Source organism: Myxococcus vastator, from assembly GCF_010894475.1.
In the GTDB taxonomy this organism is placed as follows: Bacteria; Myxococcota; Myxococcia; order Myxococcales; family Myxococcaceae; genus Myxococcus; species Myxococcus vastator.
Genome location: NZ_JAAIYB010000143.1, coordinates 1 through 18,297 on the forward strand (window position 1 = coordinate 1; position 18,297 = coordinate 18,297).

Genomic DNA, 18,297 nt, shown 5'->3' on the forward strand with positions numbered 1-18,297 from the left:
CCCCCCCTGAGGCAACCCTCCTGATGTCGCGGAACACCCAGGCAGGTCATGGCATGCGACGGGAGGCGTCCCACCGGCAGCCTGCCAAGGAAGCGGGCGCATGCCGGAGGCCAGGACCGCCAAACCGGAAGACGCGCCCGCCGCCCGGGGCTCCGAGCGGCGGCACGCGAGACACAGTCCCTGGGTGAGGCTCAGGCGGGCTGCGGCACGCGGGAGGCGTCCGGCGCCGGCTCGGTGGCGACCGCCGTCGTCGCGGTGAGCGCGGGCTGCGGCACGGGGGCGATGATGGACTCGCCCACCGTCTCGCCGTGCTGGCTCAGGTCCAGGCCTTCTTCCTCGTGCTCCCGGGTGACGCGCAGCGGGACGATGCGGTCCACCACCTTGTAGAGCAGGAACGAGCCGGCGAAGGAGAACACCGACACCAGCACCAGCGCCAGCATGTGCATCATGAAGGTGCGCGTCTCGCCGTGGATGAGGCCCACGTCCTTGGCCAGCACGCCCGTGAGCACCATGCCCACCACGCCGCCCAGGCCGTGGCAGGGGAAGACGTCCAGCGTGTCGTCGACGGAGGTGCGGTTCTTGAAGTGCACCGCCGCGTTGCTCACGAAGCTGGCGACGAGGCCCACGACGAGGCTCTGCCCCACGGTGATGAAGCCGGCCGCGGGCGTCACCGCCACCAGGCCCACCACCGCGCCGATGCACGCGCCCATGGCGCTGGGCTTGCGGCCGCGCAGCCAGTCGAAGGCAATCCACCCCAGCATCGCCGCCGCGGACGCCGTGTTGGTGGTGGCGAAGGCCAGCGTGGCCAGCGACGAGGCCGACAGCGCCGAGCCCGCGTTGAAGCCGAACCAGCCGAACCACAGCATGCCCGTGCCCAGCATGACGAAGGGGAGGTTGGCGGGCGTGTGCGCCGTGTTCTCCACGTGCACCTTGCGGCGGCCCAGCACCAGCGCGCCCGCCAGCGCCGCGAAGCCCGCGGACATGTGCACCACCGTGCCGCCCGCGAAGTCGAGCACGCCCCACTGCCGGAGGAAGCCCTCCGGGTGCCACGTCCAGTGCGCCAGCGGCGCGTAGATGACGAGCGTGAAGAGCACCATGAAGAGCACGTACGCCTTGAAGCGCACGCGCTCCGCGAACGCGCCGGTGATGAGCGCCGGGGTGATGATGGCGAACTTGAGCTGGAACAGCGCGAACAGCATCAAGGGGATGGTGGGCGCCAGGTCCGGGTGCGTCTCACCGCCCACGCCGCTGAACATGAAGAAGGTCCGCGGGTCGCCGATGAGCCCATGGAAGCTGTCGCCGAAGCACAGGCTGAAGCCCACCACCACCCAGAGCAGGCTGATGACCGCCATGGCGATGAAGCTCTGCAGCAGCGTGGACACCACGTTCTTCAGCCGCACCATGCCGCCGTAGAAGAAGGACAGCCCCGGCGTCATCAGCAGCACCAGCGCGGTGGCCGTGAGGATCCACGCCGTGTCCGCGGTGTTGATGGGGCCCCCTTGCTTCACCTGCGCCGCCGGTTCGACCAGCAACCCCGCCACACCCACACCCACCAGAAGGGCCATCGCCAACCACTTCTTCATTGCGCCTCCACCTGGAAGACTGACGCAATGCAGTATGGGGCGAGCCGGGGCTAGATTCAATCTGGGCTGGCCTTATTTTGTTCCGGAGTAGGTTAAATTGGTCCGGATTTAGCCTAAATGACGGCTGTCTGGCAGGCAGGGGCTCACTTCACCTGGATGCGCCCGCCCTTGATTTCCAGGTCTTCACCGCCCTTGAGGACCACGGTGCCCGTGTCCGTCTTCACGGCGCAGGGCCCGGAGCCCTGGATGGTGACGGAGGCCGTCTGGCTCTTGCCGAACGTCACCGACGTCTTCACGCCGCTGCACACCACGGACCACGTGTGGTCGCGTGAATCGCGGTTGTGGTAGCGCACCGTCACCGCGGCCCACGCGGCGGAGGACGCGAGCAGGGAGGCAGCCAGTGTCACCGCGGCGAGCTTCGTCTTCATGCCTTGTTCCCCGCGTCCGGAGCGTTGGTGCCGCGCACACTGGAGCAGGGCGTTGGTGCTTGTCCATGCCGAAGGCTAGAACCCTTGCGCCGTTCGCTTCGCGACCTGCCTCGCGGCGCAGACCGGAGGGAGCCTTTTCAGCATGATTCTCCGCGACGTCACGGAAGAGGACCTTGCCATCTTCTTTGAACACCAGCGCGACCCGGAAGCGCTGCGCATGGCCGCGTTTTCATCGCGGGAACGCGACGCGTTCATGACCCACTGGCGCACGAAGGTGCTCCGCCCTGAAAACGTCACCCGCGCCATCGTCCTGGGGGGCGTGGTCGTTGGGAACATCGGCAGTTGGGAACAGGATGCCAGGCGCTTCGTCGGGTATTGGGTGGGGCGCGAGCATTGGGGCAAGGGCATCGCCACCCAGGCGCTCTCTGCGTTCCTGGGGGTCGAGCCCGCCCGGCCGCTTCATGCGTGGGTCGCGCTTCACAACCTCGCGTCGATTCGCGTCCTCGAGAAGTGTGGCTTCCACACCATGCGCGATGAGCGCCCTCCTCACCCGGATGGCATCGCCGAAGTCCTCATGAGGCTTGGTTCGGCTGCGTGAGGGTGGCCCAGGTCCTCCTGGCCGCCGCTCAGGGCTCCTTGGGCATGTTCAGCGCCATGGCGACCAGCGAGAGGGTCAGGTCCTCGGGCTGGTAGGGCTTGAACGGGTTCAGCGTGGTGCCGGTGGCGTCCAGGTGGTCCAGGCCGGACAGCGTCACCGACTTGGAGCCGGGGATGAACGCGTCCTGCGGGAGCACCAGGCCGTCGGACTTCACGCCGTAGCGCTGCTGCATGTACCCCTCGGCGGCGAACAGCGGCGACGTGGGGTTCGAGCTGGTGGAGGCCATGCACACGGTGGGGATGCCCGGGGGCATCGGGTGCCTGGCCAGGAATGCCTTGCGCGAGTCGTAGGTCAGGTCCTCTCCGGCCTGGATGCTGCCGCCCATCGCCTCGATGGCGCCGCCCACGCCGTAGCGCACGAGCGGGTTGTCCAGCAGGTCCTGCGCCATGGGCGAACCCCCGTAGGGCGACTGGAGGGTGACCAGGGCGCGCACGTGCTCCTGGAGCTCCGGGTACATGGCCAGGGCCGCCGCGGAGTCCAGGCCGCCCTTGCTGTGCCCGATGAGCACCACCTGCTTGCCGTCCTTCGCGGCGTCGAGCACCGCCTGGCGGACGATGGCCGCGTTGTTCTCCACGCCCATGTCCGTGTCCACGGGGACGCGGCCGACCTGGAGGCCCTGGGCTTCCAGCGCATCCAGGTTCCGGTCGAAGTAGAGCTGCTTGGGCGCCGCTTCTGAGAGCAGTCCGCCCACCGCCAGGTACACGCAGTCCTTGGCCTCGGCGGGCAGCACGTCCTTGCCCGCGCGCACGGCCTGGTTGAGCTTCATGAACTCCGCCGTGGAGTCCTTGGCGGGCGGATACGCCTTCTGAATCCAGCCAATCTTGTCCGCCTCGCCCTTCCCAGGCCAGGGGATGGGGAGGCGCAGGGCGTTGGCCTGCGCCAGCGCGTTCGACCGCTGCATTGCCGCCGGGGAGCTCGCCGTGAAGCTGTCGCCCTCCACCACGGCGTTGATGCCCTGCGCGGCCTTGGCCGGGACAGGCGCCTCCGGCGTGGCCCGCGTCCGCGTGGAGGGCGTGAGGCTGGAGGGACGTGTGACCTGGACCATGGAGGACCTCGGGAGGGGGAGCCGAGTTGAGGATCGGGGAGGCTTGCCTCCATTGTCGGGGCGTGGCGCCGGAAGTTGCGCCCCATTCCAAGGCCGTGAGAAGACGAGAACTCCGAGTGTGGGTCGCGCTGCGGCAGGTGGCGAAGGAGCCGCCTCGGCGGGAAGTGGACGCGTCAGAGGCGCCGCGGCTTCTCCTGGTGCCGCGGAGCGCTCCACCTCACTGGAGGCTGCGCGGTCATCGTCGCTCAGGGCACGAAGTCCACCGGGGGGATTGGGGTGGCGTTGTAGACGACCACGTGCCCCTTCTCCTCGAAGTAGTTGACGTCCTCGCTGAGGGGGACGGGCGTGGGGCCGCTCGCGACGGTGAGGAGCGACCCGATGGGCGCGAAGGGCTTCGGGCAGCGCCAGGGTTGAGGGTCGAGCGTGGTGTGCTGCGGACAGGGCCCTGGCGTGGCGTACATGAACTCGCAGAGCGCGGGCGGCTGATTCCAGCCGCAGCCGCACGCGAGGTTCACCGGGGGGACGGGGGTCCACGACGGCGCATGCCCCATGGCGCACGTACTCTGGAGCCAGCGGGGGTAGGGGCCCGCGTGATTGATGCACGGAGCGAACGCTCCGCAGCCGCATACGGAGACGTACTGGGCCGTGTTCGGCGCTCCACCACAGGTGGCGCACATGGGGGCCGCCGGAGCTCCCCAGTGGGGCTGGTTGCAGGCGGTGTTCGCGCAGACGACCACCGGCCTGGGAACGGCTGGCGCCAAGGGGTGGGTCACACAGGGGTACGCGCCCGAGCAGGACTGGCACACCCAGTAGAGCTGGAGCTTCGGGTGCGCGCACTTGTGATAGGTCGTCACCGGGTTCGCGCACCGTGAGCAGGCGCCCGTCGCCGACCGGGTCGCGCCGCAGGTCCCGCACCACCGTGTCTCGGTGACCCGCTGACAGTATCCCGCGACACCGGAGTAATTGTCGGGATGGTCATCGCAGTAGAGCTGTCCATCGTGGATGCGCGCCGTCGAGTCACACCTCGCGCCGTCGACGTTGAGGACGGGGCCATTGGGAGCGGGGGCGCACACCGCGCCGCCGCCAATGGAGCTGCCCCACGAGGGGATGAGGTGGACCTGGACCTTCGGCTCGTCTTGCACCGCGCGGTTCGTGTAGAAGTCGTGGAGCTTGCTCTTGTTGTGGTCGAGGCACACCTCGATGCCGAAGGTGACGCCGTCGATGGTCACCACGGAGCCCCCTCCGAGCCCGGAGGTGGTGACCTCCGTGTTCACGTTGGGCCTGGCCCCCAGCGTGTCCCGGGAGCCGCTCGTAGGCAGGGCGAGGCGGTTGGGGTCGTTGTGAATCTGGATGAGCCGGCCGCTCCCGTCCACGGTGTTGAAGTTGGCATTGGCGAAGTTCGGCCCGAGGAAGTCGATCCAGGAGATGTTCTCCTTGTCGACCACGGCGCTCTTCAGCCCTCTTTCCCCGACGTGGGGCGCCGGCCAGCCCTTCTGCAGGAGGGCCACGTTGAACACCTCCGTGGCCTGCGGCTCGAGGAGCTCCGCCTTGCCCGCGACGAACAGCTTGTTGCCCGCGAGCGTGAGCTCGTATCGCCCCGGCGCGAGCTGTGTACAGGTCTCAATGTCGTCATCGGTGCCCGCCGCGTCCGTGATGCTCCAGCGCGCCGTGGGAGCGACGTTGTTCTGAATCCAATCGCAGACCCTGGAGGCGACGACCAGCTTCGTCTTGGGAGGTGTCGGGTCGCTCGACTCAATCCACACCCGGGGCTGGGCGAGCACCGCCGGCGCCGGAATCAGGGCGGGCTTGCCCTGGAGCGTGAGCTTGTATTGGTTGAGCCCGTCATCCACGACGGCCTGGATGGCCGCCGTGAAGAGGCCCTGCTCGACCTCCCACGCCGGGTCTGGCTTCGTCGCCGCGCCGGTGACGGTGAGCACGGTGTCGACGCCCGTCTCGTCGACTTCGGAGACCGTCACCGCGTGCTTCACGGGGTCCTTGTGGGCGAGCCGAGGACCGCCCGGCTCGCCGTGCGGCAGGTATCCGATGGCGGTGCCGAAGACGAAGAGCCAGTCGGCGTAGTTGACCTTGTCCGTCTCCTCTCGCATCGTGTGGACGATGGATGAGAGCTTCTCGACGGGGTAGCCGCCCTTCTGTCCGCGGAAATAGAACTCGGGCGCCATGAAGACCTTGAGGACGTCCTCCGAGGGGTCGACGTTCGGCGCGGCGAGCTGGATGGCCTCCTTCATGGCGTCGCAGCGCGTGGTGATGTCGGTGTCGTCGTCGACATCCCCCAGGTACGCGCCCGCCTGGGTGCCCGGCTTGACGTTGAACGCGACGAACTGCACCTGCTGGTAGTTGAACGCGCGCACCAGCGTGGGCATCACCGCGACGGCCAGCCCCAGCTCCTCGTCCTCTCCGCTGTGCGCTTGGAGCTGCACGCGGTAGGGCATCCTGGCGCGGTCGACTTCGGACCGGTCCCACCGCTTGCGCGGGTCGTTCAGCAGGTCGTACTCCCGCTGTACCCGGAGCGTGTCCTCGGAGAGCGGCGCGAAGAAGACGCGCTGGTCGTCCTTGTCCCAGATGCTGAGCTGCCCGCGGACGAGCTTGTCGTTGTCGCCATCGAGCGTCCACTTGACGATGAGGGAGGCGTCGTCGAGCGGCGTGGTGGGTTCGTGCTTCCAGCGCGGGCTCCACGGCTCGATGAGGAGCCGCGCCTTGGCGTCCGCGTCGTCCTGGTAGTAGCGGACGAGCACGTTGTACGGGGCCGGGCCCGGGCCGACGTAGACGTCGGACACGCCCGCCTTCCGCAGGACGCCCTTCGTCGCTTCGCTCTTCCCCTGCCAGTCAGGGGCCTGCTGGGCGTCGGCGGGCGGGCGCTTGTCCACGACCACCTGGAAGCTCCGCCGCTGGAAGAGGTGCGTGGTGCCCGGCTCGTCCAGGGTATCGCAGGGCACCTCCACCCACTCCTTCGGCTGGGTCAGCACCACGGGGTCGGAGCGGCGGACGTCGTAGTACCGCGTCGCGTGGACCTCGAAGTCGACCTTGCTCGCGCGAGCCGACACGCCCTCGAGCTGATACTCGACCTCACAGGTGTCCGTGCCGGGCTTGAACCAGCGGGTGAGCTGGGTGATGGAGACGGCGGGGACGGGGCGCCTGCGCTTGACCTTGATGGTGTGCGCCTTCTCCAGCTCCAGCGCGGGCGCGGGCTGCCACGGCACGGGCTTGTAGATGACCTTCGTCGTGCCGAGGTCCGGGTCAAGCTCGGACTGGAGCGGGTCGGCGTCCACCTTGGCGCAGCCCACGAGCTCGACGAGCGCGCGGTTGATCTCCGCCGGGACGCGGGTGCCCCAGTTGTAGAGGGCGACCTCATCGAGCTTTCCCGTGAGGTCATGCTCGTCGAGAAGCGCGCCGAGCGTCTTCTTTCCGAGCGGGAGCTCATGCTTGGGGGCGCGTGCATCGAAGACCTTGCTCATGACCGCCTCACCTCACGCCGTGGTCATTTCCACGAACTCGTACACCTCGGGCTCGCCGTCGTCCGGGAGCTCGAGTGAGACCACCTCGCACCGCGTCGCGGGGCCGCTGGCCTGGGGGATGTCGTCTATCTTCATGGGCTCGCCCGCGGTCTCGAAGGACTTCGGGTCCGCGCCCTCTGGCCATTGGACGGTGAGCCGGGCCTGGTCGAGCCGCTGGGTGTCGGCGCCCGGCACGTCATGCACCACGTCGAACGTGAGCCACGAGAGCCGCTCCACGTAGAAGGTGAAGCAGTGCGCGCCGCGCGGCAGCTCGACGGTGGCCGCGTCCAGGAGCTGCTTCACGGGGTCGAAGAGCCGGTGTGGCGCGTTGTCGCCGAAGGTGAGCGTGAGAGGGTAGGTGTTGGGTTCCAGCGGCTCGCCTTGCCACCGGGCGCGTCCGTCACCGTCGGTGGGGTGCTCGAACTCCAGGTCGCCGAGCTGGACGCGCACGCCGGGCACCCCAGCGTCATCGTGCTTGAGGCGCAGCAAAACCTCGGGCCTGGCCAGGACGGGCACGGGAATCACGCGCACCGGGCACTCCTGCGCGGGGACCCGCAGGTTCTCCTCCGCAGGCTTCCCGAAGATACCCTCCGGGTCCGGCAGATCGACGGCGGTGACGTGGTACTCCCCTGGGTTGCAGGGCAGGAAGCGGGCGATTCCATCCGCGTCGGTGCGCTCCTGCCGGTCGATGCGGACGTCGGAGCGGCGGTAGCGGGGCGGCTTCTTCTTGCCGACCCGCTCCTCCGTGTACATCCGCCCAATCCCTGAGATGGCTCCGGCCGCGCCCTGGATGCCCTCGCCGTCGTCCTCCCGGTACACGATGAGCAGCAGCCCCGTGTTCATGAAGGGGCAGGGCATGACCGCTTGCCCCAGGAACCGCTTCGCGGCCCGTTGCGCCACACGTTTGGCGGCCTCGAAGTTCACGGGAGCCCCTTGCCGGAGGAGGCCTCCAGCCGTGCATAGACAGCATCCATCCGCACGGAGGGCGGGAGCTCGGGGTCGCGCAGGAGGCGGCCCATCCAACGCGTCCTGGCCGCGTCCTCGAAGCCGGGGCCCAGTTCGTGCAGCAGGAAGACGTAGCGGGAGACCTCACCGCCTCCCGTGAGCCCGAGGCGGCTCGCGCGGGCAATGCCATCCTCGATGAGCGCGCGCATCGGTTGGCGCTCGAGGACCCGCGCATCCCCGGGGAAGACCTCGGGGAGGGCGCTGAGGATTTCCTCGATGAAATGCTCTTGGGCTGGCGCGTCAAGGGCCTCCAGCTGCGCGTGTCGGATGACGAGCATCCTCGAATAAGAACGGCAGGGTATTCGAGTGTCAATCCTGCTCAAGACATTCTGGCGCTGCCAGCAGTTGCGCGGCCATCAGGGCAATCCACGATGGCTCCGAACACGAGCGCATACGGCTTCGGGATGACATCCATGAACCACGCCGCGCCGAGCATCTGCCACCCTGTTGCCACCGTGGTGGCGGCAGGGAATCACTTGCCCACCGTGGCAGGCGCAACGCGCTACGTCGCATGCGGCGGACCGAACCACCGGGTCAGCGCCTCACGCAGGCCCTGATCCGTGCCTTCCCCGACCCACGCGACGTGTCCGTCCGGTCGAATCAGCACCGCGACGGGCGCGGTGACCGCGCCGAGCACCGGGAGCTCCCATTCCCCCGTGTAGCGAGCAGCGACCCGCCGAACCCGGTCCGCCCAGGGCGTGACGTCGAGCGTGCCGGGCTCGCCCAGGTTGAGCAGCACCGGCCGCGCGTCGTGCAACAGGTGGAACACGCGTCGCGGGCCGTCGGCGGTGACCAGGTCGAGGTCCGGCACGCGGCGCCCGAGCAGCGGGTGTCCGTTGCCCAGGTCGTAGTGGACGTCCAGCCCCGACATCATCGCCGCGTACTGCTTGCGTGGTGCGTCCATCCGCAGCAACTCCGCCAGCGTCTCGCGCACGGCGTCCATCCGCGCGTCACCGCGGCTCAGCGCGGTCTGCGCCATCGTCTTTCGCAGCGCACGGGCCGCGACGGGGTGCCGCTCGGCCTGGTACGTGTCGAGCAGGTCCTCCGGCGAGACGCCGCGCACGACCTGGGCCAGCTTCCACCCCAGGTTCACGGCATCCTGCACGCCAAGGTTGAGCCCCTGTCCGCCCATCGGCGAATGCACGTGGGCCGCGTCGCCGGCCAGGAGCACCCGCCGCTCGCGGTAGGACGCCGCCTGCCGCGTCATGTCGGTGAACCGCGAGAGGGACGTGGCGCCGCGCAGGCCGTAGTCCGTCCCGTAGAGCGCGACGAGCCCCTCGCGCAGCCCCTCGAGGGTCGGCGCGTCGCCCGTGCCGACCCGCTCCTCTCTCAGCACGACGCCCACGCGTCCGTCCTCCAGCGGGCCCATGGCGTAGGTGCCCTTCTCGTCCCGGCGGATGCCGAACGCGGGCGCTCCGGTCATCTCGACCTCGGCGATGAGGTAGCTGATGGACGCGTCCCACCCCGGGAACTCGATGCCCGCCGCCTTGCGGATGAGGCTGCGACCCCCGTCGCATCCGACGAGGTACTTTGCCCGGAGCGCACGGCCGTCGGACAGCGCGACGTCGACGCCGGTGTCGTCCTGCGCGAAGCCCGTCACCTCGCGCCCGCGGTAGATGGGCACCGCCAGCTCACCCACCCACTCCGCCAGGATGCGCTCGAAGCGCTCCTGCGAGAGCGCGAGCCCATGGTTGTGACGTGTCGGGAAGTCGCTGAGGTCCAGAGGCGCCTGCCCGAACGCGACGTTCTGGACCGCTTGCCCTTGCGAGACGAAGCGCTCGACGACCCCGCGCTGGTCGAGCACCTCCAGGCTGCGCGCGTGCAGGCCGCGCGAGCGCGAGCCGGCGACCTCCTGGCTGGCGCGCCGCTCGACGATGGCCACGTTCACCTGCGCCAACGCCAGCTCCGCCGCCAGCATCAGCCCGGTCGGGCCCCCTCCCACAATCACCACTGTGTGCTGCGTCACCACGTCCGTGTGCATCTCTCCGCCCTCCCGTTCATGGAGCGAAACGGGTGATGGTGGAGCACGACCGGGGGGGCTTGCGGCAACACCCGGGGTCTGGCATCTGCTGGCAGTGGAAAGAGCGGAGAGGGTTGCCGTGGCCCCTCCAGCGGCCCGTCGCGTGCCCGGAAAGCGCGCGCGCCTCCGTCGCGGTCCGCCTTGAAGTGGCCCCTATGTGGGTGAGGCAAAAGCACCCGGCAGCGTGAACGAGAAAGTACTGCCCTTTCCAGGCTGACTCTCGGCCCAGATCCGCCCACCGTGCGCTTCAATAATGCCCTTGGAGATGGAGAGACCGAGCCCCAATCCTCTGCGGTCTTCGCTGCGGGCTTGCCAGAACCGCTGGAACACCTCCTCCAGTTGATGGCGCGGAATTCCAGATCCGGTGTCCACCACCGAGAAGCGAACGTCCTGGCCCACCGGTTCTAGTCGAAGAGAAATACCGCCTCCTGCCGGAGTGAACTTGATGGCATTGGTCAACAGGTTGGCGAGCACCTGAAGGATGCGCTCATGGTCAAACTTCGCCATCAGCGAGTCTCCGCGTATCTCCATATCAAGCGAGAGGTTCTGCACGGAGGCCAGAGGCTGAAACGCCTCGAGCGACTCCCGCACGGTCGCGGTCGCATCCTGTAGCGTGGGGTCGACGCGGAGTACGCCCGCCTCGATGCTGACCAGGTCCAGCAAGTCGTCAATCAGCCGGGTCAGCCGTGCAGTGAAGCGCTGGATCTTCGCAGCGGCTTGTAGGGTCTTCCCGCCCGCCTCGGTTTCGGCAGCATCCCGCTTGAGCAGGGAAGCCTGCAAAGCGATGCCCCCGAGGAGCGCACGCGAGTCGTGGCTGACCATCGCCATGAACCGGTCCCGCGTCGCCAGTCCGTCATCGGCGCTGGCCCGCTCAATCAGCAGCCGAGAGTCGGTCGCCTCTCGTTCCGTCTGAAGGAGTCCAGCCAAGGCGCGCTGGCGCTCCGCGCGTTCGTCTTGCAGTTCGTCATCAGCGGTCGCACGCTCTCCAAGCAAGGCTACGTCCTCATGGTCCCGCTCCCGCGAAATGCTCTGACGCGCCTGGGCGGATGCCTGGCCATGGGCCATCCGTGCATCTGCGTTCTGGCGGCTCTCTCGTAAGACTTCGTCAGCCCTCCCCCGGGCCTTTTGGACGGCAGCATCTGACTCCTCCTCAATCGATGCCTGCCTGTTGCTGTATTCGTCATCAGACCGCTCCCGCTCGAAGCGCAGGCTCTTGTCTGTGTCGTCACGCTCAGGTTGCGATTTCTTGTCCCTGGTGGCCATGCAGAAGTCCCCCTTCCTTGGAACACCCGCTATGGGAGGAGTCATGTCCAAGAGGCAGGCGACCTTGGGCCGACGCTTGTGTGTTGGGCAGGCGCCCACCTTCGTTCGGAAAGATAGGTAGCGACTGAAATGAGGCGGCGCCAACTGCTGCTTCAGTTGGGCGCAAGAGCGGCTGCCTGCTGCCCCTGCAGCGGTGCATGGCCATGGCGGATGTGGCCTGGAGCGAGAGTTGCCATGTCGCAGGCAGGCTTGCGCCCCAGAGACGTGTGGTAGCGGGCAAGACGGACGCGGTGGCGGCCGGGAGGTCGGCTCCCCGGTCAAGGTCTACGACGACGCCGTGAAGCGCTGGACCCTCGGTTCACCTGGCGCATCCGGGACGACGCCAACTCCACCATCGGCAAGACCAATTGCCCAGTCGATACTCCGGTGTCGCCGGGAGGATGGCGCGCGGGCGCGGACGTGATAGGGGCCGACCTGCTAGAGAAGTGACGGGAGTGACCCGCATGATGGGGATGGATTCATGAATACGCATACGAACCCGAGGCGGTGGCCGCCCCCGCCGGAAGTGGAGCAGCAGCTCAACCAGGACCGCGAGCGTTTCCGCAGGTGTCTCGACTACATGCGAGAACACGCGCCAGGCGAGGTCGAGGGCATTTACGGCCCCGACAGCGTGACCTGGGTGCTCTATCGCGAGCCGGTGGTCCTCCTCGGCGGACTGCGCGCCATCCTGCTGCAGCTCGCCCATCCGGCAGTGGCCTACGGTATCTCCCAGAACAGCAACTTCCGGAATGACCTGATCGGCCGCGCACGACGCACCTATACGGCGATGTACCAGCTCACGTTTGGTGGCCTCTCGGAAGCGACGGGCGCCGCGAAGCGGATCCAGAGCGTGCACAGCCGCGTCTACGGCGCACTTCCGGACGGCGCCAGCCCGCAGGGCTCCGGCACCTATCGCGCGAACGATCCTTCGCTGCTGCGTTGGGTGCACGCGACCCTCATCGACACCGCCATGCTGATCTTCGACACCTTCGTGCGGCCGCTCAGCGTCGAGGAGAAGCGCCGCTACTATCAGGAGACGCTGCGCGCCGCGGCGTGCTTCGGAATCCCGCCGGAGCAGGTGCCGCCCACGCTCGAGGCCTTCTACGAGTGGTACAACGGAGAGCTGGTGGGGGAGCGGCTGCGCGTGGGAGACACGGCGCTTGAGCTGGCGGGCCTGCTCTTCAATTCGCCGTTCACCCAGGGGCAGTTCGATGAGGTGCTCACCGCCGGCCTCCTACCGGAGCGCTGGCGCGAGGCGTACAGGCTGCCTTGGGGGCCGGGACAGCGGCTCGCGTGGAGGCTCCTGAAGGGCTCGATGCGTCGGGGAATCCACCTCACCCCGCCAAAGCTCCGCTACGTCACGGCCTGGCATCAGGCCCAGATGCGGCTGGCCATGGCTCGGGGAGAGCGGCCGACGCTCATGGCCCGGGTGCTGAACACCATCGACTCCTACGTCGACGTGCCGTTCAGCATCCGGCCGGTCGCGGCGAAGGCCCCTGTGGACAAGGATTGAGAAAGGATTTGGGCGCTCCGCAAGTAAGCGTTCAGGGGGGATGGGCGATTGAAGAAGGAGCAGGCCAGGAGCCGGCGGGAGGCTTGTCGCTCGTTGACGCTCGTGGGACCTGGGACACGGCCTGTCGTGGCCGAGGTCGACCCCAGAGCAACGGCATGGCCGAGTCTTTCGTGAAGACCTTCAAACGCGACTACGTCTACGTCAACGAACTGGGCTCGGCCGCACATGTCCTCGCCCAACTACCCGTCTGGTTCGACGACGACAACCGTTGCCACCTGCACTGCGGGCTGAAGATGAAGTCACCCCGCGAGCTCCGTGCTGTTGACTCTCACCCCCTGAGCAGTCCGATTTGATGGGGGCAACTCCAAGCGTTCTGCGCCCCATCAGGCACTTTGGCTGCGACGATGTCCCCACTTCCGCCGGCACCCCGCCGGCCACCCCCTTGAGGCACCTGACATGTTCCGACTGGAGTGTGAATGGCTCGATGCGCAGGCCACCGACCGCTCGGGCTTCGACCTGGGGCACATGACCTTCACGAGCAATACGGGGACCTGCACCTCCAAGGGGAGGTCCCCGGACCAGTCCATGATGCTCACCATTTCGTTCGTGGGGCTGCTCGAAGGGCTCCAGGCGCTGGTGGCAGGCGGCGCGAAGGAGCACCTCTTCGTGGGGGCTGACTCGTCGTTCAGCCTGAGCTTCAAGCCGGGAAAGAAGGGCCACATCGCCATCCAGTGCGGCACGGTGTCGTTGGGCGAGGTGGAGTCCCGCGAGCTGTGCCGTGCCGTCCTGGAGGGCGTGGAATCCTTCATGACCCGGCCCGAAAGTGCCCTCCCTCCTGGCGATGCGGCGCGAGGGGACCTGGAGATGACTCTGAGGGAGTTCCGAGTGGCCGTCCCAGGGATGTGAGCGGGTCTGGCCCACACCGACGGGAGTGGGTGGGGCCCGGGTGGCGCTCATTCGCGGCTAACGCTCCTGCCCTCTCTGCCAAAGCGAGGTTGAACTCCGCGGGACGCATGGGCGCCATGGAGAAGTTGGAGGAGTCCCAGGTGTGCGTGGGCAAGCGCGTCTGGCTACCCTTTCTCCACCCCCGTCGGTACATGCAGTCCCGCCAGTCGCGGCTGCACTACTCGCTCACGCAGTTCTTCCACGAGGTGGAGCGGTACCGGCCCTGACTTGGAACTAGAGCCGACTTCAGAATGGGCGCAGGAGGATGATCGCACAGGCGAAGTGGAGAAACCCGAGGAAGTTCTCGGTCTTCACCTCGTGGCGGGTGACGAGGCGACGGAAGAAGTGGAGCCAAGCGAAGAAGCGTTCCACCTTCCAGCGTCGCTTGTAGCGCCGCAGCTCGCGCCCATCCTGCGTGGCCTCGCGCTCGCGGCCCCGGCGGTGTGGAGCAATCAGCTTCACGCCGCGCTCGTCCCCGAGCCGCTCATCGAGTTTGTCGCTGTCGTAGGCCTTGCCTCCGATGGGCCGCTCTGGGAGTTCATCAAGGAGTCCTTCGTCGAACGCGGCCTTGATGACTTTGACCGCGTGGGGCGAAGCGCTTGCGATGCCAATAGAGACAGGAAGACCAGTGCTGTCGATAGCTGCCACGACCTTGGTCTCCTTCCCGCGCTTCGGCTTTCCGACGCAGGGCCCCCTTTTTTCGTGCCCAAGAAGGACGCGTCCGCGAAGCCATCTTCCAGGTCGAAGCCGCCGCGCACCTTCAGGTCGCTGGCCAGCTCTCGCAGCACCTTGCGGAAGGTGCCGTCCTTCACCCAGCATTGAACCCATCGGTGGCACGTCTGGTAGGGCGGATACGTCCTGGGCAGCTCGCTCCATTGCGCCCCGGTGCGCAGCACCCACAGAATGCCGTTCCAGAGGGGGCGAGCGTCCGTCGGTGGCCGCCCGGGTCTGTCCTTCCGCTTCGGCTTTCGCTCGGGCATCAGCGGTTGGATGAGGTTCCATTGTTCGTCCGTCAGGTCCACGCATTGGGTTCGATCACATCTGTTGCGGAGTGCCGAGTCTCGGCAGGAAACTGATCAGATTTCAACGGGTTGCATCGAGCGACTTCGAGATCGGCTTTAAAGGAGGTCGCCATCAGCATCGCCTGGGTGGTAATTGCTGCTCAGGTGTGCTTTGATGTGCCATGTTGACTGTGTCTTGAGTTTGTTTCGAAGTGAGGACTCAAAGGAAATCATGGTCATTTCCAGGCAACGGCTCTGCCGGACGAACTTCCTCCTTGCAGTCCTCCTTTGGGTGTCCGGTTGTCTGCCGACGACGGACACCCCTGTTCCCGAGGCCCCTGAGTCCGCATCTCACGCTCGCGACTCCTCCTCGCAGCTCAAGCCCCCTTCTGTGAGCCTGGAGCGGAGTGGCCTGGCATCCCTATCGCGTATCCGCGACTGGGTGGGTAAGGCGAAGGATTTGAGTGACTACGTCAAAGACTACAACCGGTGCGCGAGCCAGGGCTTCAACAAGCCTGGCTGTTCGGCAAAGGATATGGTCTGGAGTGGTCTCTGTATGGTGTTGGATTGGCAGATGAGTGATATGCTTTCGTTGGATATCGGAATTCCATATGGCGAACTGTGCCTGGGGGGAGCGACGCTCAAATGCTGCAAGTACGAGCCAGCCACAGATACGTCCTGTCACAGCGCCTTCAACTCAGAAACGCCCATCAACTGCGAGGGGAATCCCTACTACACCTCTGCGGAGTCCTATGGACCGTGCCTCGAACCTGAAGAGGGCTCGGGCTGCTTCTGTGACTACCTCCCCCAGTGCTCCAGCCCTGTGGTTGAGCGGTCAGGCTCCGGCGACTGGCGCTTCAATCAGTTCGGAGTGATGCTGGCCGCCGCCATTGAGGAAGGTGCGGATGCGCTCATCCGGCAGCAGCCGGGGGACTTCGTGGACTACGTCGGCTTTGTCGGAACCTGTCCGCACCGGGAGGTCATCCTCACGGGAGCCCCCTTCTCGAAGCCGGACGAGTTTCCACCGGGCTACCCGCTGAACGACGCCTACCATGAGAGCGACAACGTTCCCGAGGCCCGCTACCTGCGCGGGCTCACTACGCTCGCCATCCAGCGCGTGCTCTCGGGCATCCCGAACGTCCAGTCCCGGTGGAACGCCATCGCGTCGCGCCACTGGACGGAGCCGGAGAAGACAGCCTATCTGGCCAACGTTTCGGATCCAGAAGCCGTGCTGGAGAGTTGCGTGGGAGAATTCGGTGTGGACATGCTCCGCCAAGCCTACCCGGGTGAGTATTTGCTGCTCGCGGCTCCCCTCCAGGGGGAGACCGAGCCCGATTGTCCCGCTGGCTGGGTGGGTGGGGCGGCCATCTGTGCTGCAGCGTCGCTCAGTGTGGCGGTGAGCACCTCGGGGGCCAGCGTGACGCTTGTGCCCTCGGTGTATGACCCGAGCGCGAACTACAATGCTGACGGCACCTATGCCGTGCAGCTCGACTGGGGTGATGGTCTTGTGGAGGGCCGCGTCTATGGCGTGTCTGAGCCGTCCACTCACGCGTGGATTCATACGTTCGAGGCTGCCGGCACCTACACGGTGACGGCGCGAATCACCAACACGTCTGGGCTGGTGGGGGAGACAACCACCCAGGTGGTTGTGGCCGAGGGCTCCGGCCAGCCTGTGCGGCGCTCAGTGGAGAGCGTCCAGTTTGCAATGGATGCCTCCGTTACCGCGTACAAACATGGACGCATCCGTGTGGACGTGGAGGGGCTCGACGCGGAGGGCAATGTCCACAAGCTGGGCTATCACTGGGTGACGCTGACCGGTGAGGACTGGACGAATGTCACTGTTCCGCTCTCCTCGGCGCTGAGTCATGGGAGGCTCACTGACCTCCAGTCATTCCGCCTCAGGACGAACCACTACGAGGGGAACGCAGTCTCGTTGCGCGTGTTGCGGCTGTGGGGTGTTACGCTGAACCTGTACGCCTCGCCGGGCATGTCGCCGCAGTCGCGCTCGTACGTGCTGACGAACCGGGACGTGAAGGTCTATGCGCCTGGAAATCCGACCCCCACAGCGCCACTGGTGGAGCCGGGGTCGGGCAAGCTGGAGCTGCCGCTGATGAACGCGGAGATTGTTATTGACCTGCCCACCATCCCGGAGCCGGCTCCTTCGTGGAGCTATGGCTGCCGGCCGGTGTATGGCTCGGATGCGCCGCTGATGCGGACAGCGAACGGAGGCTGCGAGGACATCGCCAGTGGGTTGGTCTTCGCCGTCATCCCATTTCACAGCAACTGGCACGATGCCGTCTGGGACTCGAGCGTTCCGGGCAGCGCCGTTCCGGATGCGCACGACTACGGCAGGGTCAATGACTACTCGGGGGGTTATCCTATTTCGGCGGGGCCGGACGTGTCGGCCGCAGCCTATTGCCATGAGTTGACGCAGGGCGGCTTCAGTGATTGGCGTCTGCCTTCGGATAAGGAACTGGCTAGGGTGACGAGTGCCTCCAGGGCCGGGACCTACTTTCCCCACGCTGTCTCAGAGTATGCCTGGACCTCAACGAACTGGAGCGCCTCTTACGCTGTACTGATCCATCTCTTGGGGGGGAGACACTATGGCATCAAGGCGACCGAGTCCCACCGAGTGGTCTGCGTGAGGAGCGGGCCTCCACCTGCGGAGCATGCGTGTCGAGTGCCTGTCGATGGCGAGCAACTCTTCGTGACGGGATACGGAGGCTGCATGGATACGCGCGCTGGGGGGCTCGTGTGGAGCCGGCCTTCGGTACCGGTGAAGACGTGGCACGACGCAGTGTGGGGCGCCGAGTTGGCAGGCAATGCGCAGCCGGACCCGGACGATGGAGCACGCACGAATGACTACGCCGGTGGAATTGTCCCGGGCGTTTCGGACGCCTCGCTAGATAACCACTGTCACTCGATGGTGGAGGGGGGATTCAGTGACTGGCGCCTGCCTACCGTGACGGAAATCCACCGCGTGAGCGGCAGTGCCCTGGCGAAGAAGTACTTCGATTTCGAGACAGCGGAGTCCTTCTGGAGCGCGTCTGCCTACAGCACATCTGGCACCCTCGTTCAGAGCATCTACCTGGACGATGGTGGCCATTCGTATGACGAGACGACGAAGTACCAGCGCGTGGTTTGTGTGCGGTCCCCGGCCTGAGCCATCCCCTCATATGAAGCCGAGCGTTTCTTGGAAAACCCGATGGCCGTGAAGGAGTTCGGCGAAGCGCTCGACGAGAGGACGTAGGCGCTCCTCCTTCATCATGGGAATGGCTTGGTAAT

The 18,297-nt window shown here is 66.8% G+C and carries 14 protein-coding genes and 2 pseudogenes; 6 read left to right on the forward strand and 10 right to left on the reverse strand.

The window, feature by feature from the left end:
• Positions 1-191: 191 nt before the first annotated feature.
• Both G4D87_RS16175 and G4D87_RS16180 read right to left on the reverse strand, forming a co-directional pair.
• Positions 192-1,583, reverse strand: coding sequence for an ammonium transporter (locus G4D87_RS16175; protein ID WP_163782971.1), 1,392 nt, complete (start codon positions 1,581-1,583; stop codon positions 192-194).
• Positions 1,584-1,726: 143 nt separating this feature from the next.
• Positions 1,727-2,011: a hypothetical protein gene (locus tag G4D87_RS16180; protein ID WP_163782972.1), complete on the reverse strand. Its 285-nt coding sequence runs from the start codon at positions 2,009-2,011 to the stop codon at positions 1,727-1,729.
• Between the two features lie 142 nt (positions 2,012-2,153).
• Between G4D87_RS16180 and G4D87_RS16185 the strand changes: the two genes are divergently transcribed.
• Positions 2,154-2,609 (forward strand): GNAT family N-acetyltransferase, encoded by a 456-nt coding sequence (locus G4D87_RS16185; protein ID WP_163782973.1) that lies wholly within the window; start codon positions 2,154-2,156, stop codon positions 2,607-2,609.
• 28 nt (positions 2,610-2,637) lie between these two features.
• Here the strand turns inward: G4D87_RS16185 and G4D87_RS16190 are convergent, their stop codons facing one another.
• The 6 genes from G4D87_RS16190 to G4D87_RS16215 form a co-directional block, all read right to left on the reverse strand.
• On the reverse strand, positions 2,638-3,714 hold the full coding sequence (locus G4D87_RS16190; protein ID WP_163782974.1) for a lipase family alpha/beta hydrolase: 1,077 nt from the start codon (positions 3,712-3,714) through the stop codon (positions 2,638-2,640).
• A gap of 245 nt (positions 3,715-3,959) precedes the next feature.
• The gene (locus tag G4D87_RS16195; RefSeq protein ID WP_163782975.1) at positions 3,960-7,187 is read right to left on the reverse strand and encodes a hypothetical protein; all 3,228 of its coding nucleotides are present in this window, start codon (positions 7,185-7,187) and stop codon (positions 3,960-3,962) included.
• A gap of 12 nt (positions 7,188-7,199) precedes the next feature.
• Positions 7,200-8,069 carry a hypothetical protein gene (locus tag G4D87_RS16200; RefSeq protein WP_205507606.1) on the reverse strand — a complete coding sequence of 290 codons (870 nt, stop codon included), beginning with the start codon at positions 8,067-8,069 and terminating at the stop codon, positions 7,200-7,202.
• Between the two features lie 77 nt (positions 8,070-8,146).
• A complete protein-coding gene (locus tag G4D87_RS39415) occupies positions 8,147-8,509 on the reverse strand; it encodes a hypothetical protein (RefSeq protein WP_240358323.1) in 363 nt (120 codons plus the stop codon).
• A 224-nt stretch (positions 8,510-8,733) separates the two neighbouring features.
• A complete protein-coding gene (locus G4D87_RS16210; RefSeq protein ID WP_163782977.1) occupies positions 8,734-10,212 on the reverse strand; it encodes an FAD-dependent monooxygenase in 1,479 nt (492 codons plus the stop codon).
• A 192-nt stretch (positions 10,213-10,404) separates the two neighbouring features.
• Positions 10,405-11,514 carry a sensor histidine kinase gene (locus G4D87_RS16215; protein WP_163782978.1) on the reverse strand — a complete coding sequence of 370 codons (1,110 nt, stop codon included), beginning with the start codon at positions 11,512-11,514 and terminating at the stop codon, positions 10,405-10,407.
• 565 nt (positions 11,515-12,079) lie between these two features.
• Here G4D87_RS16215 and G4D87_RS16220 point away from each other — a divergent pair.
• The 4 genes and pseudogenes from G4D87_RS16220 (at position 12,080) to G4D87_RS16235 (ending at position 14,238) form a co-directional block, all read left to right on the forward strand.
• Entirely contained in the window at positions 12,080-13,066 is a 987-nt protein-coding gene (locus G4D87_RS16220; protein WP_163782979.1) for an oxygenase MpaB family protein, read from the forward strand.
• A 140-nt stretch (positions 13,067-13,206) separates the two neighbouring features.
• A pseudogene (locus tag G4D87_RS16225) lies at positions 13,207-13,419 on the forward strand (integrase core domain-containing protein); the annotation flags it as partial.
• Positions 13,420-13,522: 103 nt separating this feature from the next.
• Complete coding sequence (locus tag G4D87_RS16230; RefSeq protein ID WP_163782980.1) at positions 13,523-13,972, forward strand: hypothetical protein; 450 nt, start codon at positions 13,523-13,525, stop codon at positions 13,970-13,972.
• 116 nt (positions 13,973-14,088) lie between these two features.
• Entirely contained in the window at positions 14,089-14,238 is a 150-nt protein-coding gene (locus G4D87_RS16235; RefSeq protein ID WP_163782970.1) for a hypothetical protein, read from the forward strand.
• Positions 14,239-14,257: 19 nt separating this feature from the next.
• Here G4D87_RS16235 and G4D87_RS16240 read toward each other — a convergent pair whose 3' ends face one another.
• Together G4D87_RS16240 and G4D87_RS40240 are read right to left on the reverse strand one after the other, a co-directional pair.
• Positions 14,258-14,887, reverse strand: coding sequence for a transposase (locus G4D87_RS16240; protein ID WP_371928545.1), 630 nt, complete (start codon positions 14,885-14,887; stop codon positions 14,258-14,260).
• Positions 14,809-15,033, reverse strand: a pseudogene (locus tag G4D87_RS40240) (transposase); the annotation flags it as partial. The gene G4D87_RS16240 and the pseudogene G4D87_RS40240, both read right to left, overlap by 79 nt.
• 421 nt (positions 15,034-15,454) lie before the next feature.
• Between G4D87_RS40240 and G4D87_RS16245 the strand changes: the two are divergent.
• Entirely contained in the window at positions 15,455-18,175 is a 2,721-nt protein-coding gene (locus G4D87_RS16245; RefSeq protein WP_163782982.1) for an Lcl domain-containing protein, read from the forward strand.
• The last annotated feature ends 122 nt before the right edge of the window (positions 18,176-18,297 follow it).